The organism is Catellatospora tritici, from assembly GCF_019083965.1.
GTDB lineage: Bacteria > Actinomycetota > Actinomycetes > Mycobacteriales > Micromonosporaceae > Catellatospora > Catellatospora tritici.
Window position 1 is genome coordinate 67902 of record NZ_JAHRCY010000019.1, and the last position, 22319, is coordinate 90220.

Consider the following 22319-nt stretch of genomic DNA (forward strand, 5'->3'; position numbering starts at 1 on the left):
CTGATGCTGTGAAAAATGTCCGGATCTACCTTCAGGCGGCATGAGAACCCGCCTCGCCCTCGCCGCACTGCTGCTGGCCGGTGCCGCACTGGTCGCTCCCGCCCCGGCACAGGCCGTCACCGCACAGGCCACCGCCGCCGGGTACGTCAAGGTCGGCTACTTCGTCCAGTGGGGCATCTACCGGCGCAACTTCCTGGTCCGGAACCTGCACACCTCCGGGATGGCCGCCAAGCTCACCCACATCAACTATGCCTTCGCCAACATCGGGGCCGACGGCCGCTGCTTCGAGGCCAACGAGGCCGGGGTCGGCGACGCCTGGGCCGACTACCAGAAGCGGTTCAAGTCCGGGGAGTCCGTCGACGGGGTCGGCGACGTGGTGACCCAGCCGCTGGCCGGAAACTTCAACCAGCTGCGCAAGCTCAAGGCGATGTACCCGAACCTCAAGGTGCTGCTGTCGATCGGCGGCTGGACCTGGTCGAAGTACTTCTCCGACGCGGCGCTCACCCCAGCCTCGCGGCAGGCCCTGGTCGCCAGCTGCATCGACCTGTTCCTCAAGGGCAACCTGCCCCTGATCGGCACCTCGCCGCACGGCGGCCCCGGCAGCGCCTACGGCGTCTTCGACGGGTTCGACCTGGACTGGGAGTGGCCCGGCTCGGAGGGCAACGCCGGCAACGTGGTGCGCCCCGAGGACAAGCACAACTTCACCCTGCTGGCCGCCGAGTTCCGCAGCCAGCTCGCCGCGTACGGCGCCCAGGTCGGCCGGACCTTCCAGCTGACCGCGTTCCTGCCCGCGGACCCCGCGAAGATCAACGCGGGCATCGAGCCCGCCCTCTTCTCCTACCTCGACTTCGGCACGGTCCAGGGCTACGACCTGGTCGGCGCGTGGGACGCGACCACCGGGCACCAGTCCAACCTCTACTCGACCGCGTCGTCGCCGTTCAGCGTCGACCTGGCCGTGGACACCTACCTCTCCCAGGGCGCGCCCGCGGCCAAGCTGGTGATCGGCATCCCGTACTACGGGCGGGGCTGGACCGGCGTCGGGAGCACCAACAGCGGGCTCTACCAGAGCGCAAGCGGGCCCGCCCGGGGCACGTACGAGGACGGCATCGACGACTACAAGAAGGTGGTGTCCAAGCAGGGCACCGTCTTCTACGACCCGGTCGCCGGGGCGGCGTGGAAGTACGGCTCCAGCGCGTTCTGGTCGTACGACACCCCGCAGGTCATCGCCCAGAAGACGGCGTACGTCAAGGCCAACAGCCTCGGCGGCACGATGGTCTGGTCCCTGGACGGCGACACCGACACCGGCGAGCTCACCAGCGCCGTCCACAACGGCCTGAGCTGACCGCCCCGTCCGGCCGCCGCCGACCTGCGCGGCGGCGGCCGGACTACCTGTACTGAGTGAACAATCAGTCAGTCAGCCGATGCCCGTCGATGCGTTAAAGGTTCAATATCTACGCCCATGAGGCGACGTACTGCGATATGGATCGCATCCTTGGCCGGGGTCCTGGTGGTGGCCACCGCCACCGTCGGCACCCTGGTTTACCTGGAGGAACACGGGCCGCGCCTGCGCGGCGAGCGCGAACTGGTCGGCATGAGCGCCGCCGAGGTGGCCGAGGAAGCCGAGGAGGAGGGCGAAGCCGAGGGCAAGGCCCGCCCCAACGGCATCACCAAGCAGGTCTGGGCGGCCGGGATGCGCGTCGGCGACGTGACCACCGCGGCGGCGCCCGGATGGACCGGGCAGCAGTTGTTCGACCCCACCGCCGACGACTGGGAGCCCGCGGTCGCGTTCGACCCGGCCGGCACGTATGGCTACATCCTCACCACCCGCTACGGCGCGCCCAAGGCCTGCGGCAACTGCCCGGCGCACCAGATCTGGCTCAAGCGCACCGTCGACAACGGCGCGACCTGGAGCGCGGCGACGTACCTGTGTCCGTGCTCGGGCACGAAGGCCCAGAACGATCCGCTCATCGAGGTCGCCAACGACGGCTCCGTGTACGCGGCCTGGATGAACGACTACGCCCCCGGCGTCGTCTTCGCCCGCTCGACCGACCACGGCCTGACCTGGACCGCGCCGAAGGCGGTCAAGAGCAAGGCGATGCACTTCACCGACAAGCCGATCATGGCGATCTCGCCGACCGGCCGGGACGTCTACCTCGCGTTCAACTCCTCCGACAGCTATGTCGCCGCCTCGCACGACTTCGGCGCGACCTGGGGCGCCCCGGTCAAGACCAACAGCGACGGCCGGTACTACTTCGCCGGCGGCGGGGCTGTCCTGCCTAACGGCACCGTGGTGTTCACCTCGTCCAGTTTCACCCAGACCTCGACCGGCGACGTGTTCGTACACGTCATGCGCTCGACCAACGGCGGTGCGAGCTGGACCCAGACTCAGGTCGCCACCACGCCGGAGCAGCCGACCTGCGTGGCGCTGGACTGCCCGGTCGACTACTACGGCACCATCCCGGCGCTGGCCGCCGACGCGGGCGGAAAGCTGGTGCTGACCTACACCGGACCGACGGTGGCGAAGGGCCCGCAGCGGGTGTACGCCATCCGTTCCGCCGACGGCGGCCTCACCTGGAGCGCACCGCAGGACCTCGGCGGCCCGTCCGGCGCCAACGCGAACTTCAGCGCGATCACCGGCCGGGGCACCGGGGACTTCCGGATGTACTTCATGGACAGCCGCAACGGCCCCGACGCCTGGAACACCTGGTACCGGGCGAGCACCGACGGCGGGGTGACGTGGAGCGCCGAGGTGCGGATCTCCGACGCGACGGCCGGTCCGGCGTACGTCACCACCGGCGGCTTCTTCGAGCCGTACGGCGACTATGGCGAGATCGCGACCACCTCGACCGGCAAGACCGTCGCGGTGTGGGGCGAAGGCCCGGACTACCGCGGGCCGGGCGGCGTCTGGATCAACCGGGGCCTGTGAACCGGAGGAGGGTCGGCGGCGCACACCACCACGGTGTGTGCCGCCGACGTCTTGTTAGATGTCGGACCGTCACCGGGCTCATCCGCACCAACGTGTGCGCCGAGCCGGGCGACTCCGGCGGCTCGCTCATCGCGGGCAGCCAGGCGCAGGGCGTCACCTCCGGCGGGTCGGGCAACTGCACCTCCGGCGGCACCACCTACTTCCAGCCGGTCAACGAGATCCTGCAGGCGTTCAGCCTGACACTGATGACCAGCGGCACCACCCCGCCGAGCTCCCCGCCGCCGACCGGCGGCTGCTCGGGCTACGAGTACACCCGCAGCGGTTCGCTCTCCAGCGGCGCCAGCGCCTACCAGCCGGACAACAGCTACTACACCTCGACCGTCTCCGGCACCCACCGCGGCTGCCTGGTCGGTCCGGCGGGCACCGACTTCGACCTGTACCTGCAGAAGTGGAACGGGTCGGCGTGGGTGAACGTGGCCCAGGGGGGACCTCGTCCAGCTCGGAGTCGCTGACCTACCCGGGCACGTCCGGCTCCTACCGCTACCGGGTGCACGCCTACAGCGGCTCGGGCAGCTACACCATGGGCTTCACCAACCCGTGACCCTGCTACCTTCCCACCCGAAGACGCCAGGCAGGGCCCATCGGCCCTGCCTGGCACTTTCCGTGTCCGCCGGTCGTCAGCGCAGCGCCGCGGTGGCGCTGGGCACGGCGGGCGCGGAGACCGGCACCGACGGCAGCGGCGGCGCGGGCGACCAGGGGGCGCTCGGGAACGGCGACGGCTCGACGGGCGTACCGGTCGGGCTCGGGAACGGCGACGGCGTCGCGGGCACGTCGGTAGGCGTCGGCACGGCCGACGGCGGCACCGACGGCGACGGCGGCGGGGCCGGGACGATCCAGGCTATCGCCGGAACCACGGCGCCCACGGCCAGTTCGAGCGGCTCGTAGCCGTGGTAGCGCAGCCCGATCAGGTCGTCCTGCACGATCACGACCTGCCAGCGCGGATCGGCGCCCGGACCGGCGAACCGGGTGTCCGGGGGCAGCTCCATCTGAAACAGCTGCTCCGGCACGATCCGCACGGAGACGCCCAGGTACGGGTCGGTTTCGGTGCCGCTGCCGGTCAGCACCGGGTTGACCAGGTTCAGCTGCCACGGGGCGACCGGATCAGCGGCGGCCAGCGCCACCGACCGCGCCGGGCAGCCGCAGCCGCCGTCGAGCAGGCTGATCTGCGTACCGTTAAGCTTGAGGTCCTTGAACTCGGCGGGCGGCGGGCCGGGCTTCTTCTCCACCTCGGTCGTGTGCGGAGTGAACTTCCCGTCCTTGTACGGCCCGACCTCCTTGGTGATCGTCAGGACGTTCTTGGCCACGTCGTACTCGTAGGTGTACCGGATGACCTCCTTTTCCTTGTCCGGATTGGGGCCCTCGTTGTACCAGACGAACTTGGCGAAATCGAAGGTCCGATCGTCGTAGCTGACCAGGTAGCGGTTGAGGCCGCCCGCGAGCACGCACCCGGCGATCCAGACGCCGTCCTTGGCGGCCTTGCCCTTCGGCACGTACAGCAGGGCGAGGTCGGGTCCGCCGTGGCCGTTGCCCTTCTTGAGGCACCAGAGGAACACCTCGTTGCCGGTGAGGTCCGCGGTGTGCAGGATCGTGTCGCCCTTGTCCTTGCGCCACTTGAGCGCCGCGTCGATGGCGTCGGCGACCGCCTTGGCGTTGTCGGTGAGGTCCTTGGGGGTGAGTGCGCCGACGTCCTTCTTGAGCAGCTTCGCGAGTTCGACCATGGCGTACGCGACGGCGGCGTCGTTGTAACCGGTCTCCCCCTTCTTCGGCTCGTCGACCCGGATCATGCGGTCGGCTTTGCCGTCGGCCTTCAGTTTGGCGTCGATCGCCTCCGCCATCGCGAACGACGCCGCGTTGCAGACGCCCGGGAGGTTGAGGTCTTTGAGGGGACCGGGCGCGGCCTGCGCGGCGGGCACGGTCGTCACCAGGGCCAGGCCCAGCGCGACGAGCGCCGTCACCGCGCCGAGCAGCGTGCGGAGCTTGCGTGTGGTCACCGGGTCGCCTCCCGGCTGAGATTCATTCATGCAGTTCGTTCGATGCCGTATCGGCGGACGGATGGGTCCGTTCACTGTCGGCTGGGCGACAGTTGGCGCTCCCGCACACGTGACAATCCGCGCGACCGCACACGTGTGGGGTTGTGCGCACAACCCCACACGTGTGCGACGCCACGACAACCCGACGCCGAACGCGCAGGGTCGAGCACCCGGCGCCGGACGGCGGCAGTGCATATCATCCGGTCATGCGTCGTCAGCAGCCCCCGAACACTCCCGCCGAGCAGCCCGGCGCCGCGGGCGGCGCGCACGTCGGCCACACCGGCCCGCATCCGCACCCCCACGACCACGGCGCCCACCACGACCACGACCACGACCGGCACGACCACGACGGGCACGACCACGACCGGCACGACCACGACGGGCACGAGCACGACCACGAGCACGACCGGCACGGCCACGAGCACGAGCACGAGCACGAACATGGGCACGAGCACGAACATGGGCACGAGCACCACCACGACCACGGTGGCGGTTCCGGCGGGTGGTGGCACCGGATCAGCCACCTCGTGACCCCGCACTCGCACGACAGCCTCGACAAGGTCGACAGTGCGATGGAGACCTCACGGCAGGGCATCCGGGCGCTGTGGGTGTCGCTGCTGGTCCTGGGCGCCACGGCGGCCCTGCAGGCGGTCGTGGTGCTGTTCTCGGGTTCGGTGGCGCTGCTCGGCGACACGCTGCACAACGTCGCCGACGCGCTGACGGCGGTGCCGCTGGGCATCGCGTTCCTGGTCGGACGACGCCCGGCCGACCGGCGCTACACGTACGGCTACGGACGGGCCGAGGACCTGGCGGGCATCGTCATCGTGCTCACCATCGCCGTGTCGGCGGTGTGGGCCGGATGGGAGGCGGTGTCGCGGCTGCTGCACCCGCAGGAGGTCCGGCACCTGCCGTACGTCGCGGCCGCCGCGATCATCGGGTTCCTCGGCAACGAGATCGTGGCGCGATACCGGATCGTGGTCGGCAGGCGGATCGGCTCGGCCGCGCTGGTCGCCGACGGCCTGCACGCGCGCACTGACGGGTTCACCTCACTGGCGGTGCTGCTGGGCGCGGGTGGGGTGGCGCTTGGCTGGCCTTGGGCCGACCCGGTCGTCGGCCTGCTGATCACGCTGGCGATCGCGGTGGTGCTCAAGGACGCCGCTCGCGAGGTGTACCGACGTCTGATGGACGCCGTCGACCCGGCCCTGATCGACACGGCCGAGCAGACCCTGCGCGACACCCCTGGCGTACGCGACGTCGGCGCGGTGCGGATGCGCTGGATCGGGCACACGCTGCGGGCCGAATGCGAGATCGTGGTCGACCCGCAGGCGCCGGTCCGGGTCGGCCACGCGATCGCGGTCGACGCCGAGCACCGGCTCATCCACGCCGTCCCGCGCCTGTCCGCCGCGACCGTCCACGCCGACCCCGGCGGCCCGGACGCCCACGAAGCCCTCGACCACCACCGGTAGCGCCCGCGTCGGTCAGGGTGACGCCAGCTTCTGGCGGGTCTTCGCCTCGTCGGGATGGCCCAGCTCGGCGAGGATGACCAACGCCGCACGCCAGCTGCCAGCCGCCTGCTCCGCTGCCCCCGCCTCGGCGTGCCCGTCACCGATCCGGTCGAGCATGTACGCCTCCAAATACCGGTCGCCGAGCCGTCGGAACAGCTCCAGCGCCTGCCCGTAGGACGCCACCGCGAGCTCGTGGCGGCCCAGGCGCAACTGGGCGTAGCCCGCGCTGTCCAGCGCCTCGGCCTGCCCGCGCAGGTCGCCGCCGTGACGGTGCAGCGCCAGGGACTGCTCGCAGTAGGACAGCGCCTGCTCATGCTCGCCGAGCACGGTGTGGTACCAGCCCAGGCTGTTGAGCGCGTTGGCCTGTCCGCGCGCATAACCGTCGGCCATGGACAGCGACAGGGCCTGCCGGGCGTGGGCCACGGCCTCGGCGAGCCGGGTCTGCCGTTCGCGCACCCAGCTCATACCCAGGTGGGTGTCGGTCTGGCCGACCGGGTCCGCGAGCTCGACGAACAGGACCAGCGCCGAATCCAGTTGCGCGAGCGCCTCGTCGTGGCGTCCGAGCAGCGCCAACGCGCGGCCGAGGCCACGATGCGTGTCGGCCTGACCGGCCCGGTCCCCCAGGCGCCGCGCCGCGCGCACGGCCGCCTCCTGCGTGGCGGTCCAGTCGCGCCAGTACCCCCGCCGCTGCAGGAACGTCGCCAGCGACCACGCCAGCTGGCGGGCGTGCCGGTCCAACCCCCATGATTCGGCGGCCGACACCGCGCCGACCAGCACGGTGTGTTCTGCGTCGAGCCACGTCTGGGCCTGCTCGATGTCGTCGAACGGGTGCACGGGCACGCCCGGCTCGGGGGACGCGAGCTCGATCGGGCGGCGACCGGCCAGCAGCAGCCGGTCGGCTCCGAACGCCGTGTGCAGGTAGTGATCGAGCAGCCGCCGCTGCGCCGCGTCACGCTGGTCGACCGGCTCCGTCCTCGCCAGCTCGGCCGCGTACGCGCGCAGCAGGTCGTGGCAGGTGTAGCGGCCCGGCTGGTGCTCGGCGACCAGGTGCGCGCCGACCAGCTCGGCCGTCAGCCGCCGCGTCCGATCGACCGGCAGCCCGGCGACAGCGGCCGCCGCGCGCAGTGTCCAGTCCGGACCCGGGTGCAGCCCCAGCAGCCGGAACAGCCGCGCGGCCGGGTCGGTGAGCAGCCGGTACGACCACGACAGCACGCTGCGCGGATCGGTTGCCCAGTCGTCGGCCCCGAGCGCGTCCAGCACCCCGCCGTCGGCCAGGTCAGCGGCGATCCGCCGCAACGGGAAGTCCGGCTGCAGCGCGGCGCGTGCGGCGACGACGCGCAGCGCCAGCGGAAGTCCGGCGCACCGGGCGACGATCTCGTCGACGGCCTCCGGCTCGGCGGCCAGGCGTGGGGAGCCCAGGCGCCTGGCCAGCACCTCCCGGGCCGCTGGCGCGGTCAGCACGCCGAGGGCCAATGGATGCGCGCCTTCGGCGGCGACCAGGCCCGCGAGCCGGTCGCGGCTGGTGACCAGCACCATGCTGCCCGCCGAGCCCGGCAGCAGCGGCCGCACCTGGGCCGCGTCACGGGCGTTGTCGAGCAACACCAGCATCCGCCGACCCGCCAGCAGGCTGCGGTACAGCGCGACCCGGGCCTGCTCGTCGGCCGGAATCCGGTCTGCGGGCACGCCGAGGGCGTCCAGGAAACCGCGCACCGCGTCGGTCGCCGCCAACGCCGTGCCGCTCGGATCGAAGCCGCGCAGGTTCACGTAGAGCTGGCCGTCCGGGAACCGGCCAGCCACCCGGTGTGCCCAGTGCACGGCCAGCGCGGTCTTGCCGACACCGCCGGTTCCGATCACCGCCACCACCGTCGTCGCGGTGTCCGGGTCGTGCGGCAGCAGGGCGTGCAGCCGCGCCAGCTCCGCGCCGCGTCCGGCGAACCCATGCCCGTCCAGCGGCAGCTGCGCGGGGCCGGGGACCGTCGGAGCGGCCGACCGGGGCGGGGCGGGGTCGGTGTGCAGCATCGCCGCGTACCGGTCCTGCAGGCGTGGGCCGGGATCCAGGCCCAGCTCCTCGGACAGGCGCAGCCGCAACCGGTGGTACGCGGCGAGCGCCTCCGGGCGTCGCCCGGCCGCGTCCAGCGCCCGCATCAGCAGGTCCACCAGGGGTTCGCGGAACGGATGCCGCTCGACCAGGGCCGCCAGCTCAGCCGTCACGTCGGGTACGCCCGGCAGCGACAGCTCCGCCCGTAGGCACTCCTCCCACGCCAGCAGCTGCCGCTCCTGCCAGATCCGCCCGGCCCGTTCGAGTTTCGGGCTGCCCAGTCCGGCCAGCGGCTCACCGCGCCACAGGCGCAGCGCCTCGCGGTAGACCTTGGCCGCCGCGAGCGGGTCCGGCTCCTGCCGGGCCTGGGCCAGCAGCTGCTCGAAGCCGTACGCGTCGATCTCGGCCAGCTCGGGCCGCAGCAGATAGCCGGAGCCACGCGTGGTGATCAGGTCGGTCGCGGCGCCCGCGCCGGTCAGGTCCCGGCGCAGCCTGCCGACGAGATCCTGCACCTGGCGGCGGGCGGTGGCCGGCGGGCGTTCCCAGACGGCGTCCACCAGCTCGTCGAAGGTGGCGACGGCGCCCGCGCCGAGCAGCAGGGCGGCCAGGGCCCGCTCCTGGCGGGGTCCGTTCAGACCGATCCGGCTCCCGCCCGCGCGGACCTCCAGCGGGCCCAGCACACCGAACCAGATGGTCGTCAATATGCGTCATCTCCCCTGGCGCCGCACATATCCACATCAGATCACATCGGCGCGGTGGCGGTGCGGTCAGCATGCGCGCGGCGGCGTCGCGGTGAGGACGAAACGAGGACGGGTCGAGGCACGACGATCTTAGGCTTCGTTGATCCAATCCGGATCGACGACAGATCGGATGCTCTGTGAGACAACATCTCGGACGGTTGACCGTGCTCGCCACGGTGGCGGCCGTGTCACTCGTGGCCGCACCGGGCGCCGCCCACGCCGACATCACCACCGCGCAACCGGCGACGAGCACCGCGGTCGCCGTGATCACCACCGACCCCGGCGCCAACGAGTGGGCGGGCACGCCGTACCAGGACGCGTTCGCGACCGCCCTCGCGCGGGCCGAGACCTACCCCGACGAGCTGTCGATGCCCTACATCGCCGACGGCGCGCTCTACTCGACCGTCACCACCGCGGCGACCAGCACCGTTTCGTCGCTGGCCGGCAACTCGATCACCGTGTACAACGCCACCCAGCCGCCGAGTTCGGCCGGTGACGGCGCCGAGGCCATCGACCCGGTCAACGACCCGTACGAGGAGGTCAAGCCGCCGAACGTCGAGTCCGACCCGAACTCCGGCGACGACACCCTGCTCCAGCCGGTCGGCCTGGCGCGGGTCACGCCGCAGGTGGTGGGCGGCACCTCGGTCTACCCGACGAAGAAGACCGTCAAGTACAGCCTGAACGCGCTGATCGGCCCGCGCGACGAGGTGCTGACCCTCACCGACCTGCCCGACGGTGGCCAGCTGCGTACCGCATTCGTCGACGCCGAGACGAACCGGGTGGTGATCAAGGCGGCCGCGGTGACCCAGCCACTGCGCGAGGCGCTGGCCAGCCGCTACGGCGCCGACCGGGTCGCCCTCTGGCTGGTGCCGGGCTTCCCCGCGGCCAGCGTGAAGGCGACCCGCCAGTCCGACACCAGCCCGTTCTACGGTGGCGCCTACTTCTCCACCTCGGTCGGCAGCTGCAGCACCGCCTTCGCCTGGACCCACCAGGGTGCCTCGTACATCCTCACCGCCGGGCACTGCACCAGCCTCAACGGCAGCGCGTACAACCCGACCGTCGGCAAGATGGGCACCGTCACCGCCGACAACTGGAACAACACCACCGGCTCGGTGAAGGTGTACGGGCAGAGCTACTACGCCGGTGACGTGTCCACCATCAAGATGGGCACCAACCTGTTCTCCTGGGGCAACGTCTACCGCGGCGGCACCAACTCGTCGTCCTCGCGCAAGGTGACCTCCAAGTGGACCACCGGGTCGTCGCTCAGCGACCAGTACTGCGTCAGCGGCCAGGTCACCGGTGAGATGTGCGGCTTCCGGGTGATCGCCCGCGGCGTGACCGTGCGCTACACCGACGGGTCCACCCTGCGCAACGCCACCGAGTCGTACCGGCGCGGCACTTGCACCCGGGGCGGCGACTCCGGCGCCCCGATCTACACGATCAAGAGCGACGGCAGCGTCGCGGCCAAGGGCGTGCTCAGCGGCGGCAGCACCAACACCAGCGGTGACTGCTACGACTACTTCTCCGAGATCTACCTGGCGGAGAAGGCACTGCCCGGCATCATCAAGCTCGCCTACTGACCGGCGCCGTACGCCACCGCGGCACCACGGTGGCGTACGGCGATCGGGGGCGTGAAGGGGCTGCTCGGCATGTACGCCGAGCAGCCCTTTCACGTCTGGCGACCGGGACACCGGGATCCTGGTCATGTGTTGGCTGTTCATCATCATCGGCCTCGCGGTCAGCGTGATCGTCGTGCGCGACCTGCTCGCCCGGGTGACCGCCTCGTCAGGTTCCGACGAACCGGTGCCCGACTCGAAGGCACCGCTCTGGGCGATGCCCGGCCCATACCTGGGCACCGCCGCCGAACGCGGCCTCGGCACCCCCGTCACCGCCTACCCGTACCACGCCGCCCCGAAGTTCCTGCTGCTGTACATGCTGTCACTCACCACGGCGTTCCTCGGCGCGTTCCTGATCGCCATGAACCTGGACGGCTCGACCACCTTCCTGGTCTGCGCCTCGGTCGTCACCGGGCTCGCCCTGGTCTCGGTCGCCTTCTGCCTCCGGGTACGCCGCCGGCCGACCCGGCGGGGCTGGGTCGTCTTCGAGGCCGGGCTCGTGGCCGTCGACGACGCGGGTGCCGCCGCGGCCGATCGTGATCCCGCTGACCATCCACCTCACCGGAACCGAGTCGGTGCCGCTCCGGGCACAGGAAGTGGCGGGCATCGCCGAGCTGCGATCGGACCTCATCCAGCGGATCCGCCTCACCAACCCCGAATGTCCGGGTCTACCCGCGCCGACCGCACCCTCTCATACAGATTGACTGTATATACAGATCGTCTATATTGCTGTCATGACGATGCAGGAACCCACGTTCTTCATCCTGACCGCGCTGGTCCGCGATCCTTTACACGGCTACGGCATCATGCAGGCCGTCGAGCAGCTGTCCCGCGGCCAGGTCCGCCTCAAGGCGGGGACTCTCTACGCCGCCCTGGACCGGCTCACCGCCGACGGCCTGATCGTCGTGGAGCGGGAGGAGGCGGTGTCCGGGCGGCTGCGCCGCTACTACGCGCTGTCCGACGACGGCCGGGCCGCGCTCGAGTCCGCGGTGGAGCGCATGCGATCCAACGCCAAGGTCGCCGAGACCCGCCTGCGTGAGGCGTTCGGCTTCGGTTTCGGCGTGCGGTATGCCTGAACAGTCCTCGTTGGAGCATTCGTACCGGCGCCTGCTTCAGGCCTATCCGCGCTTCTACCGCCGCGAACGCGGGTTGGAGCTACTCACCACCCTGCTGGACGCGTCCAGGCCGGGCCAGCTGCGGGCTTCTCGGGACGAGGCGGTCCACCTGCTGCTGTCCGGGCTGAGATACCGGCTCGCGCCGCCCGGACGGGTGGCCAAGGCCGTGGTCGGCGTGGCGGCGCTGTGGGCGGCGGTCGTGCTCAGCGGAGTCGGCGCCTACCTCGCCTGGGGTGCGCCGTCGACCGAACGGCCGGAGCTCACCGAGACCAGGATCGCCGCCCTCGGTGACGCCCTCGCCGGGCAACACGCCTCGTGGGTCGACGTCACCGCCCCGGACCGACTCGATATGGCGTACTCGTACCTGAGCCACGGCGACTTCCAGAACTTCGCCGCGGAGGGCTGGTCCGGAGCGCGACCGGCACCGGCTGCCCACGTGCGCGGGTACCGGTACCCCTCGACGGCGCAAGCCGCCTTCCATGCCGCGTACCTGCGACTGCGTGCCGAGGGATGGCAGACCGGCAGCGTCAGCGCGCTCGACTCCTACACGCGCCCCGTGTTCTGGGCGTCGCGCGACGGGCTCCTGCTGCGGGTGGAGGCGACCGCTCCCAGCGAGTACCAGGCGTCGCTGCTCCTTCGCTTCTACCAGGTCGAACCGAGTGGTGTGCCCGTCGCCGCGCTCGCCGGGTTCCTCCTCGGGCTGGCCGTGAGCTGGCCGGTGCTGACCTGGCTGGCGCATCGCTTCGTCCGCACGCCGCGAGCGGACCGGATCCTGGCCCTCTGCCTCGCCGTACCGGCCCTCTACGCGTGCGCGGCCAACACGGCGGACAGCCTGCTCAGCATGGTGCCGGACCCCGAATCGGGCGGCGTCCTGCTCGCCGCCGACTTCATGTATCCGCTGGCGAACCAGGTGCAGAACCCACTGGCCGCGATCGTCATCGCGGTCGGCCTGGCCACCACCCTCGGCGTCATCGTGTGCACGCCGTTCCGCCGCGTTTTCGCCGGTCCAGCACCGTCGCTCGACACGGTCGCCGAGCGCTGAACCAGCCGTCGCACGGTGGCCGGTCGGCAACGTCCAGGCCGCCCACCGTGCTCCAGGTCCGGACGAGCCGGGGTCGGCTGCCCCACCGGCTCACTCGTCCCGCACTACGCCGGGCTGGACCGCAGCCCGGCGCCGTGAGCCCCGCCCCTACCTCGCGACGGTGATGACGGTGCCGTCGAGGCGGGCCTGTTCGGCGGCGAAGGTCGCCAGGTGCGAGTTCAGCGTCTGGGCGGGGCCGGACAGGATGTGTCCAGGATCGCCGGTGGCCACCGCCGTCACGAAGGCGTCCATCAGGGCCGCGTCGCCGCCGCCGTGGCCGCCCGCGGCGTCGGCGCCGCCGACCGTGCTGGGGTCGTGCCGGGTGGTGGCGCCGGTGACGAAGTCGTGCACGGTGATGTCGTCGCCCTCGCAGACCAGCTCGCCACGGGTGCCGAACAGCCGGGTGCGCCGGTGGCCGCCGGTGTTGAACGCGTTCATGGTGAACACCGCGCTGACGCCGCCGTCGAACTCCATCGCGACGACCTGGTGGTCCACCACGTCGTTGTCGCAGGCGTAGACGCAGCGGCCGTACGGCCCCTCGCGCAGGGCGGCCAGCAGCGCCTCCTCGGTGAAGACCGGCGTGACCACGCTCAGCGGCCAGGAGTGGCGCCCCTGTGCGAGCCGCCCGCCGTAGAGCCGCTTCGCCGAGTATGGGCAGTCGGGTTCGACCGCGCAGTCCAGGCACCGGTCGGCCGCGCCTTCGGGGCGGTGCTCGGGGCGGAAGTGGCGCAGGCCGCCGAAACTGGACACGCGGGCGATGTCGCGGCCGACGATGTGCTGCAGCCAGTCGAGGTCGTGGCAGGACTTGGCCAGCAGCATGAAGCTGGACAGGTCCTGGCGGCGCCAGTTGCCGCGGACGAACGAGTGGGCCTGGTGCCAGAAGCCGACGGGCTCGTGGTGCTGCACCGACACGATCTCGCCGATCGCCCCGGCGTCGACGAGCTGCTTGACCATCCGCGTGTACGGCGCGTACCGCAGCACGTGGCACACCGCGAGCAGCACCCCCGCCTCGCGTACGGCGTCGACCACGCGGACGCAGTCCGCCGGGGTGGGTGCCATCGGCTTCTCCAGCATGATGTGCAGCCCGGCACCGGCGGCGGCCACGGCGGGCTCGACGTGCCCGGAGTCCTGGGTAGCGATAACGGCCGCGTCGATGTCAAGGCCCGCCGCGAGCAGTTCTCGCCAGTCCGGATACCGGTGCTGCTCGGCGATGCCGTGCTCGGCGGCAAGGCGTTCGCGCCGGTCCGGGTCGGGCTCGGCCACGGCGACGACGCGGGCGCGGTCGGGGTTGGCCAGGGCCCAGCGGGCGTAGCCGGTGCCGCGGTCTCCGGCGCCGATCAGCGCGAGGCGTACGGGTTCCATGCTCACTCCTCCAGGTCCTGGCTGCCCCGGGAACACTAGTAAGCGGTTTCCATACGGGCAAGCCTCAGGGCTGGTCTGCGGTCAGATAGCGCTGGATGGTCGGCCCGAGCCAGGCGACCAGGTCCGCTTCGGACAGCGCCGCCGCCGCCGGAATCCGCAGCAGGTAGCGGGCCAGCCCGATGCCGAGCATCTGGGCGCTCACCAGCGCGGCGCGGGCGGGTGCCTCGGTCGGGTCGGCCACGATTCGGGCCACCACCGGACCCAGTTGCCGGGCGAAGATCTCGCGCAGCCGGTCGGCGGCCCCGTCGTTGGTGACGCCGGTGCGCAGCAGCACCTGCAGTGCCTCGTCCTCCTCCCAGCGCCGTAGGAAGTGCCGCACGAACGCCGGGCCCGCCTGCTCACGCGGGACGTCGCCGAGCAGGTCCAGCCGCAGGTCGAAGTCGGCGGCGGCCGCGAACAGCTTCTCCTTGCTGCCGAAGTAGCGCATGACCATGGCCGGGTCGATGTTCGCGTCGGCGGCGACGGCGCGGATCGTGGTGCGCTCGTACCCGTCGGCGGCGAACCGCTCACGGGCCGCCGCCAGGATGATCGACATGGTCTCCGCGGACGATCGCCTCATGTCAACAACCGTAGGCCAACAAGCGTTGACAAATCAAGTCACCCGCGCCTAACGTGAATGTCAACAGGCGTTGGCCAACAGTTGTTGACAGGAGGAGCCATGCTCACCCCCACCGTGGACGTGCTGGTCGTCGGGGCCGGTCCGGCCGGGCTGACCACTGCGGTCGTGCTCGCCCAGCACGGCCGATCGGTCACGCTCGTGGACGCACAGGCCGAGGGCGCCAACACGTCGCGGGCCGCCGTGGTGCACCCGCGCACGCTGGAACTACTGGAGCCCTACGGCGTCGCCGCGCCGCTGGTGGCCAAGGGCGTGCACACCCCGCGCTTCACCATCCGCGACCGCGACCGGGTGCTGCTGTCGGTGCCGTTCGGGCAGCTACCGACGGCGTACCCGTACACCCTGATGATCTCGCAGGCCGACACCGAGGCCGCCTTGCTGGCCCGTTTCCAGCAGCTCGGCGGGATGGTGCTGCGCCCCGCCCGGGTGGCGGCGATCGCGCAGGACGACGCCGGGGTGACCGCGACGCTCGACGACGGCCGCGAGATCCGCGCGGGCTACCTGGTCGGCGCCGACGGCATGCACAGCACCGTGCGCGAGAGCGTCGGCATCGGGTTCGACGGCGCGGCGTACGCGGAGTCGTTCGTGCTGGCCGACGTGCGGCTGAGCGGCGGGGTGCCCCAGGGCGAGGTCATGCTCTACTTCTCGCCCGCCGGACTGGTCGTCCTCGCGCCGCTGCCGGGCGGGTCGTACCGGATCGTCGCGACCGTCGACGAGGCGCCCGCGCAGCCCGACACGGCATTCGTGCAGCGGCTGCTGGACGTTCGCGGGCCGCGGGCCGAGCCCGTGGTGGTGCACGAGGTGCGGTGGGGGTCGCGGTTCCGGGTGCACCACCGCATCGCCGACACGTACCGGCGCGGCCGGGTGCTGCTGGCCGGAGACGCAGCGCACGTGCACTCCCCGGCCGGCGGCCAGGGCATGAACCTCGGCATCGGCGACGCCGTCGCCCTCGGCGAAGCCCTCGACGGGGTGCTGGGCGGTGCCTCGGACGACGAGCTCGACGCGTACGCCGCCCGGCAGCGCGGCTTCGCCGAGCAGGTCGTGTCGATGGCCGACCGGCTCACCACGCTGGCGACGATCGCAGCCGCCCGGCGCCCGCTGCGCAATCTGGCTCTCGGCGTGGTCGGCCGCGTCCCCGCCGTCCGGCACCGCCTGGCCTGGCAGCTGTCCGGCCTCAACCGCCGGTGACCCGCCACCGGACACCGCGCCCGCCACCCCAGCGCGCCACGCCGCCACCCAGCACGCCGCGCCTGTCACCCAGCACGCCGCGCCCGCCTCCGGCGGTTTGGAAGGGCACCTTCTGCATCGGATTCCGATAAGAAGGTGCCCTTCCTTACCTCGCTAGCGGGTGGTGCAGAGGGCGCCGTTGAGGGTGAAGAGTGCCGGTGGGACGTTCGGGCCCGAGTAGCCGCCCACGAAGCCGACGTTGACCGTCGCGCCGGGGGCGATCACCTTGTTGAAGTCGGCGTTGGTGGCCAGGACCGAGTTGCCGGTCGCGCTCCAGGTGCCGTTCCAGCCGCCGGAGAACTGCTGCCAGGCGGTCGGCCAGGAGAAGGCCAGGTTCCAGGTGTCGATCGGGTTGGTGCCGGTGTTGGTGATGTCGATGCTGCCGACGTAGCCGTTGCCCCAGTCGTTGACGTCGGCGAACGTCACGGCGCAGGAGGAGCCGGCCGGGGTGCCGGTCTGGAAGATGACCGGTGCCGAGGCCCACGAGACGCGGCCCGAACCGTCGCGGGCGATCACGTTGACGGTGTAGCGGGTGCCGGGCCGCAGGTTGTGCGCCGTGAAGGTGGTGGCGGTGGTCTCGCCCCACTGCTCGGTGATGGCGCCGTTCTGGCGGTGGATCTCGTACTTGAGGCCGGTGCCTGCCGAGGCGGTCCAGGTGAGGGTCGCGTCGGTGGCGGTGACGGCACTCGCCACGGGACGGCCGGGGCGGGCCGGACCGGCGGTGGAGCCGGTCGGGTGCAGGACCAGGGTGGTCAGCGAGTACGGCGCGAGCGTGACCGAGGTGGCGCTGCCGGTCGTGGTGGTGATGGCGGTGCCGCCGTTGCCGTAGCTGAGCACCTGCGCGCTCGCGGCCGGGGAGTAGCCGGCGTAGCTCAGGGTCACCGGCTTGGCCGCCGCCGGATCCTCGTTGACCAGCAGAACGGCCAGGTCGCCGTTGGCGCGCCGGGCGGCGTGCACCTTGACCAGCGGGTCGGAGGCGGCGGCCCTGAGCAGCTGGTCGCCGGGCCGGGCGAACTTCGACAGCATGGCCAGCGCGTGGTACGGCGCGAACGGCGTGTTCAGCGCGGGTTCGCAAACGCTGCCGTCGCTGTTGCAGCCGCCGCTGGACAGCAGGCCGAAGTCGCCATAGTCGGGCTGGCCCTCGACGGTGGAGGTGGTGCCGATGCCGTTGTGGACGTTCCACCAGTCGACGGTGAAGACACCGGCCGCGACCAGCGAGGCGTACGCGTCGGCGGCGAACAGGGCCCCGGGCTGGGTGTTCTGGCCGTACCCGGCGTTGATCTCGGTGAGGGAGATGCCGAGGTCCTTGTGCGCGTACTTGTCGATCTGCCGACGCACCAGCCAGACCGCGTCGGTGACCTGCGCGGTCTTGGACAGCGCGTCGGCGGCCCCGGAGCCGCCCGGGTACCAGTGCAGGATCACGAAGTCGACCGAGGGACCGGCGATCGACAGCACGACCTGGTTCCAGGTGCCCGCGTCCCCGCCCGCGACGATGCCGTCGGGCCAGTTGCCGGGCGTGGTCAGCACCGCGCCGATCTTGACGGTCGGATCGACGGCCTTCATGGCCTGAGCGAACTGCTTGACGTTCTCCGCGTACGCGGCCGGGCTCTTGTCGGCGTGGTCGTCGGCCTCCCACGCGGAGCCGTAGTGGCCGTTGCCGTAGAGCTCGTTGCCGATCTCCCAGTACTTCACGCCGTAGTGCTTCTCGACGTTGGCATAGCGCACCCAGTCGGCGGCCTCCTGCGGCGTACCGGTGCCGTAGTTGGCGATCACCACCGCCTGCGAGCCCGCGCGCTGGACCCCGGCCATGAAGTGGTCGAAGTCGGTGTTCGGCGCGACGTAGCCGCCGGGGGCGGTGTTGTCGCGCCAGTGGTAGATGTCGGAGTACGACCCGCCGGGGTAGCGCATGGCCTGCACCCCGGCGTTCTTCATCAGGTCGGCGACGGCGTTCGTGCCGAGTTCGGCGTCCCAGACGGCGTGGTTGACGCCGATCGAGGCGTCACCGACGCTCTCCAGCCCGGCGCGGGCGTTGACGGAGACGGAGACGGTGGTGTCGGCCTGCGCCTGGGCGGGCGGGACGGCCAGGGTGGCGGCTACCAGCGCGAACGCGAGCAGCGGTGTCCGTGGTTTCATGCGGTTGCGTCCTTATCGGGAGCGATGAATGGAAGCGCTCCCAAGCGTCGTATGAAGACAACCGGGTGTCAACCACTGTTTTTAAAGGATGACGTCCCGACTAATCGCCTTCGGAAAGCCGCGTCGTGGCGTCACGTCCGGCTGCGTTGGCCCGGTCGAGGAAGTCGGCGATGACGCGCAACTGCGCCTCGTCGTAACCGGCGCAGATCTCGTCGAGGGAGGCGTTCATACCCGCGTACAGGCCGAAGATCTCGGCGCCCCGGTCGGTCACCGCCCGCAGCGTGACCGCGCGCCGGTCGGTGGGGTGCCGGTCGCGGACGATCCAGCCCGCGCGCTCCAGCCGGTCGAGGATGCCGGTGAGCGTGGCCGGGTGCAGGCCCGCCTGCCGGGCCAGGGCGCTGGGGCTCATCGAGCCGTGGCGACTGATCACGTCGAGGCAGTCCAGGTCGATGTCCCTGAGGTCGAGGCGACCGCTGACCTGCCGGTTGAGGATCGACAGCTGATTGCGCAGGTCACGCAGGGTCTGCTTGATGCCCGCCGTCAACCGGCGGCGGTCGCGGGCCTCACCTGTTACGGAAGTCATATTGTATGGACCTCGAACTCAGATAATACGATTCTCATATTGTACGGACCACATCGTCCTGGCGCGGCAACCCGCGCCGGAGAGGAAGCACGATGCGCCTCACCCTATTCGCCGCCACCGGCGGCATCGGCCGTCACATCCTGGCGCAGGCGACCGCCGCGGGTCACCAGGTCACCGCGGTCGTCCGCGACCCGGGAAAGCTGCCCGCGGGCGTACGCGCGGTCCAAGCCGACCTCAGCGCGCCCGACCCGCAGGCACTCGCCGACGCGGTGGCCGGGGCTGACGCGGTGCTGTCCGGGCTCGGGCCGCGCCGCCGCGCCGACTCCGGCGTCACCGCCCCGGGCACCCGCGCCGTCATCGCCGCGATGCAGGCCACCGGCGTACGCCGCATCGTGGTGGTCAGCGCCGCGCCCGTGGGCACCGTCGCCTCGCCCGGCAACCCGAACCCGCCCCGCCACGACCCCGGGGACGGCTTCTTCATCAGGTACGTCGGCGGCCCGCTGATCAAGGCGATCCTGCGCGAGCACTACGCCGACCTGGCCCTGATGGAGGACGCCCTGCGCGCCAGCGGCCTGGACTGGACCTCGTTCCGGCCGCCCCGACTCACCGACAAGCCGCTGACCGGCCGCTATCACACCGCGCTGGGCCGCAACGCCCCCGGCGCGCTCGCGAGCCGGGCCGACGTCGCCCACGCCATGCTCGCCGCGCTCAGCCAGCCCGAGACCATCGGGCAGACCGTGGGCATCGCCAACTGACCCGCGAATGGCGCGCGCCGATCGGGGGTACGTCCCCGGGTGGCCGGTGCCACCACCGGCCCCGACGAAGGGCACCGCCATGAACCCGATCAGAGGGCTGTTCATCGTTGTCGCGGCGGCGGTCGCGGTGGCCACCGCCACGCCCGCCGCCGCCCAGGCCCAGCCGTCCGCGTACGACCAGTCGTACGTGATCTCGGCGCACCAGGCCTACCTGGCCGGTATCGCCGCCGCCGACCTGGCCGCGCAGCGCGGCACCGCGTCGCAGGTCAAGGACCTGGGCACCCGTTTCCACGACGAGTACACCAAGCTCGACGCCGACCTGGTGCCCCTGGCCGAGCGCCTCGGTGTGAAGCTGCCGGGCGAGGTGACCGAGAACCAGCAGGCCGTCACCGACCAGCTGAAACAGGCCACCGCCGGGCAGCCGTTCGACTGGCTGTGGCTGCGCACGCAGCGCGCCGCGACCGGCAACAGCCTGGACAACATCAGCCATGAGCGCAACTACGGCACCGACCTGGCGATCAAAGCACACGCCGAACAGGCGCTGAACACCATCCGCGACCAGTACGTCGCGATCGACGAGGCCGGGGCGCAGCTGGGGACGTGGCCCGGCTGGTAGCCGCGTGTTCACCCGGGGTTAGGCATCCGTCGATACGATCCGCGGCATGCCGTCCCCCCAGTCGCACCATTTCGTGCTCAACGGATCCGACGATCTGACGTACCGCCTGGCGCAGCAGCTGTCCGACCGGTACCGCACCGACGTGGTCGTGCTGATGACCACGTCGCAGCAGGCACCCGGCCGCGACTTCAGCGACCTGCCCCGGGTGCGCCTGATCGTCACCGACGTCGTCGACGAGCGGGCGTTGCAGGAGGCGGGGCTCGCCACGGCGTCCGGCCTGGCGCTGACCGTGCAGGACGACGTGGGCAACCTCTCGCTGGCGCTGCTGGCCCGCGAACTGGCGCCCACGACCCGGCTGGTGGTGCGGATGTACCACACCGCGCTCGGCCACGGCATCGAGGCGCTGCTCGGCAACGCCCGGGTGCTGTCCGACGCCGAGATCGCCGCCCCGGAGCTGGTGGCCACCGCCCTCGGCGAGGTCGCCGCCACGCCGGTGCAGGTCGGGATGCGAACGCTGGTGGTGGCGCCGCGCGAGGCGGTGGCCCCGCAGGACGTCGTGTGCGGGCTGGCCGATCTCGACCCGGCGGGCGGCCCCGACGTGCTGCCCGCCGACGACCGCACCGCCGATCTGGTCCTGGCCGAGCAGCGCGGCCCGGCCTCGCGCTGGGAGACCACCCTGGGTCTGGGCAAGGTCGCCCCGAAGCGGCCGTCCCGGCTGAGCCAGCTCGCCACGTTCCTCGGCGCGCTGGTGTCCCGCAAGACCCGCATCGCGGTGACGCTGGTGCTCGGGCTCATCGTCGTGGCCGGGTACGCCCTCGGGCGCAGCCTCGGCGAGCCCGGCTGGGACGGCTTCTACGCCGCGGCGACCGCCGTGCTCGGCGGCCCGGAACCGACCCCGGCATACCACCGCTCGCAGCAGGCGCTGCAGCTGCTGCTGGGCCTGGCCGGGCTGGCGTTCATCCCGCTGGTGACCGCGCTGGTGGTCGAGGGCACCGTACGGGCCCGGCTGGCCGTGGCGCAGCTGCGGCTCAGCCAGCCCCGCGCCGGGCATGTCGTGGTCGTCGGCCTCGGCGGCGTCGGCACCCGCGTGCTGCGGCTGCTGCACGACCGGAGCATCAGCATGCTGGCCATCGCCCAGAACGAGGACGATCGGGGCGTCGCACTGGCCCGGGAACTGAACATCCCGCTGATCATCGGCGACCCGGCGCGCGAGACCACGATGCGCCAGGCCGGGGTGGACCGGTGCAAGGCGCTGATGGCGGTGGACCGCTCGGACGTGGCCAACCTGCAGACGGCCCTGTACGGCCGCAAGCTGCAGCCGAACCTGCGCGTGGTGCTGCGCCTGTTCAACCCGGACCTGGCCGAACGGGTGCGCACCACGTTCGACCTGCCGCTGTCGCGCAGCGTCTCCAACCTGGCCGTGCCTGCCTTCGCCGAGGCACTGATGGACCGCGAGGTCATCGGCACCATCTCGGTGGACCGGCGGGTGCTGCTCATCGCCGACGTGTACGTCGCGCCCGGCTCGCCGCTGGCCGCCGAGACCACCGTGGCGGTGAACCAGCCGGGCCGGGTCCGGGTGATCGCGGTGACCGAGTTCGGCGAGCCGCGGCCGCTGTGGAAGCCGAGCCCGCTGCGGCGCGTCCGCGAGCGCGACAAGCTCACCGTGGTCGCCTCCCGCGACGGGCTGACCGAGTTGACGGCGCGGGCCGCGCGGGCCTGAACCAGCCGTACCAGCCGTACGGTGGCAGGGAGGAAGAACCAGGCGTCTCCCAGGACACCCGCGGTGGCCGCCGTCGTGGCGCCGATACCGGCTCGCGCCGCCACCCGTCCCGCCCGCAGAATGGTCGGCCTACCCG

Annotated in this window: 16 protein-coding genes and 1 pseudogene; 11 read left to right on the forward strand and 6 right to left on the reverse strand. The window is 71.7% G+C overall.

Features of this window, described 5'->3' with window-relative positions; all coding sequences use genetic code 11:
* The first annotated feature begins 40 nt into the window (after positions 1-40).
* The 3 genes and pseudogenes from KUA19_RS32300 to KUA19_RS32310 form a co-directional block, all read left to right on the forward strand.
* The gene (locus KUA19_RS32300; protein WP_217402173.1) at positions 41-1342 is read left to right on the forward strand and encodes a glycoside hydrolase family 18 protein; all 1302 of its coding nucleotides are present in this window, start codon (positions 41-43) and stop codon (positions 1340-1342) included.
* Between the two features lie 150 nt (positions 1343-1492).
* Positions 1493-2926 carry a sialidase family protein gene (locus tag KUA19_RS32305; RefSeq protein ID WP_217402175.1) on the forward strand — a complete coding sequence of 478 codons (1434 nt, stop codon included), beginning with the start codon at positions 1493-1495 and terminating at the stop codon, positions 2924-2926.
* A gap of 68 nt (positions 2927-2994) precedes the next feature.
* Positions 2995-3527: pseudogene (locus tag KUA19_RS32310) on the forward strand (trypsin-like serine protease); the annotation flags it as partial.
* 76 nt (positions 3528-3603) lie between these two features.
* Here KUA19_RS32310 and KUA19_RS32315 read toward each other — a convergent pair.
* Complete coding sequence (locus KUA19_RS32315; RefSeq protein ID WP_217402177.1) at positions 3604-4977, reverse strand: hypothetical protein; 1374 nt, start codon at positions 4975-4977, stop codon at positions 3604-3606.
* A gap of 245 nt (positions 4978-5222) precedes the next feature.
* Here KUA19_RS32315 and KUA19_RS32320 point away from each other — a divergent pair, with 245 nt between their 5' ends.
* On the forward strand, positions 5223-6482 hold the full coding sequence (locus KUA19_RS32320) for a cation diffusion facilitator family transporter (RefSeq protein ID WP_254550440.1): 1260 nt from the start codon (positions 5223-5225) through the stop codon (positions 6480-6482).
* Between the two features lie 12 nt (positions 6483-6494).
* Here the strand turns inward: KUA19_RS32320 and KUA19_RS32325 are convergent, their stop codons facing one another.
* Positions 6495-9260 (reverse strand): AfsR/SARP family transcriptional regulator, encoded by a 2766-nt coding sequence (locus KUA19_RS32325; RefSeq protein WP_254550441.1) that lies wholly within the window; start codon positions 9258-9260, stop codon positions 6495-6497.
* Between the two features lie 176 nt (positions 9261-9436).
* Here KUA19_RS32325 and KUA19_RS32330 point away from each other — a divergent pair, with 176 nt between their 5' ends.
* From KUA19_RS32330 to KUA19_RS32340, 3 genes are all read left to right on the forward strand, one after another.
* Positions 9437-10879 carry a S1 family peptidase gene (locus KUA19_RS32330; protein ID WP_217402179.1) on the forward strand — a complete coding sequence of 481 codons (1443 nt, stop codon included), beginning with the start codon at positions 9437-9439 and terminating at the stop codon, positions 10877-10879.
* Positions 10880-11649: 770 nt separating this feature from the next.
* Positions 11650-11991 (forward strand): PadR family transcriptional regulator, encoded by a 342-nt coding sequence (locus KUA19_RS32335; protein WP_308167772.1) that lies wholly within the window; start codon positions 11650-11652, stop codon positions 11989-11991.
* Positions 11984-13072 carry a hypothetical protein gene (locus KUA19_RS32340; RefSeq protein WP_217402181.1) on the forward strand — a complete coding sequence of 363 codons (1089 nt, stop codon included), beginning with the start codon at positions 11984-11986 and terminating at the stop codon, positions 13070-13072. The genes KUA19_RS32335 and KUA19_RS32340 overlap by 8 nt, the downstream gene beginning before the upstream one ends.
* 147 nt (positions 13073-13219) lie before the next feature.
* On the opposite strand, the gene KUA19_RS32345 is transcribed toward KUA19_RS32340, so the two are convergent.
* A complete protein-coding gene (locus KUA19_RS32345) occupies positions 13220-14473 on the reverse strand; it encodes a Gfo/Idh/MocA family protein (protein WP_217402183.1) in 1254 nt (417 codons plus the stop codon).
* 64 nt (positions 14474-14537) lie between these two features.
* A complete protein-coding gene (locus KUA19_RS32350; protein WP_217402185.1) occupies positions 14538-15092 on the reverse strand; it encodes a TetR/AcrR family transcriptional regulator in 555 nt (184 codons plus the stop codon).
* A gap of 99 nt (positions 15093-15191) precedes the next feature.
* On the opposite strand from KUA19_RS32350, the gene KUA19_RS32355 reads away from it, so the two are divergent.
* Positions 15192-16337, forward strand: a complete 1146-nt coding sequence (locus KUA19_RS32355) for an FAD-dependent oxidoreductase (RefSeq protein WP_217402187.1) — start codon at positions 15192-15194, stop codon at positions 16335-16337.
* Between the two features lie 153 nt (positions 16338-16490).
* On the opposite strand, the gene KUA19_RS32360 is transcribed toward KUA19_RS32355, so the two are convergent.
* Positions 16491-18509, reverse strand: coding sequence for a cellulose binding domain-containing protein (locus KUA19_RS32360; protein WP_217402189.1), 2019 nt, complete (start codon positions 18507-18509; stop codon positions 16491-16493).
* Positions 18510-18609: 100 nt separating this feature from the next.
* Entirely contained in the window at positions 18610-19092 is a 483-nt protein-coding gene (locus tag KUA19_RS32365) for a MarR family transcriptional regulator (protein ID WP_217402191.1), read from the reverse strand.
* 92 nt (positions 19093-19184) lie between these two features.
* On the opposite strand from KUA19_RS32365, the gene KUA19_RS32370 reads away from it, so the two are divergent.
* The 3 genes from KUA19_RS32370 (at position 19185) to KUA19_RS32380 (ending at position 22183) form a co-directional block, all read left to right on the forward strand.
* Positions 19185-19847: an NAD(P)-dependent oxidoreductase gene (locus KUA19_RS32370; RefSeq protein WP_217402193.1), complete on the forward strand. Its 663-nt coding sequence runs from the start codon at positions 19185-19187 to the stop codon at positions 19845-19847.
* Positions 19848-19926: 79 nt separating this feature from the next.
* Positions 19927-20463 carry a DUF4142 domain-containing protein gene (locus KUA19_RS32375; RefSeq protein ID WP_217402195.1) on the forward strand — a complete coding sequence of 179 codons (537 nt, stop codon included), beginning with the start codon at positions 19927-19929 and terminating at the stop codon, positions 20461-20463.
* 46 nt (positions 20464-20509) lie between these two features.
* Complete coding sequence (locus tag KUA19_RS32380) at positions 20510-22183, forward strand: NAD-binding protein (protein ID WP_217402196.1); 1674 nt, start codon at positions 20510-20512, stop codon at positions 22181-22183.
* Positions 22184-22319: the final 136 nt, after the last annotated feature.

Bases quoted from the DNA above. Each gene is read 5' to 3' on its own strand.
- KUA19_RS32300 (WP_217402173.1), top strand. From the start codon at position 41: ATGAGAACCCGCCTCGCCCTCGCCGCACTGCTGCTGGCCGGTGCCGCA.
- KUA19_RS32320 (WP_254550440.1), top strand. From the start codon at position 5,223: ATGCGTCGTCAGCAGCCCCCGAACACTCCCGCCGAGCAGCCCGGCGCC.
- KUA19_RS32335 (WP_308167772.1), top strand. From the start codon at position 11,650: ATGACGATGCAGGAACCCACGTTCTTCATCCTGACCGCGCTGGTCCGC.
- KUA19_RS32340 (WP_217402181.1), top strand. From the start codon at position 11,984: ATGCCTGAACAGTCCTCGTTGGAGCATTCGTACCGGCGCCTGCTTCAG.
- KUA19_RS32345 (WP_217402183.1), bottom strand. From the start codon at position 14,473: ATGGAACCCGTACGCCTCGCGCTGATCGGCGCCGGAGACCGCGGCACC.
- KUA19_RS32350 (WP_217402185.1), bottom strand. From the start codon at position 15,092: ATGAGGCGATCGTCCGCGGAGACCATGTCGATCATCCTGGCGGCGGCC.
- KUA19_RS32355 (WP_217402187.1), top strand. From the start codon at position 15,192: ATGCTCACCCCCACCGTGGACGTGCTGGTCGTCGGGGCCGGTCCGGCC.
- KUA19_RS32360 (WP_217402189.1), bottom strand. From the start codon at position 18,509: ATGAAACCACGGACACCGCTGCTCGCGTTCGCGCTGGTAGCCGCCACC.
- KUA19_RS32365 (WP_217402191.1), bottom strand. From the start codon at position 19,092: ATGACTTCCGTAACAGGTGAGGCCCGCGACCGCCGCCGGTTGACGGCG.
- KUA19_RS32370 (WP_217402193.1), top strand. From the start codon at position 19,185: ATGCGCCTCACCCTATTCGCCGCCACCGGCGGCATCGGCCGTCACATC.
- KUA19_RS32375 (WP_217402195.1), top strand. From the start codon at position 19,927: ATGAACCCGATCAGAGGGCTGTTCATCGTTGTCGCGGCGGCGGTCGCG.
- KUA19_RS32380 (WP_217402196.1), top strand. From the start codon at position 20,510: ATGCCGTCCCCCCAGTCGCACCATTTCGTGCTCAACGGATCCGACGAT.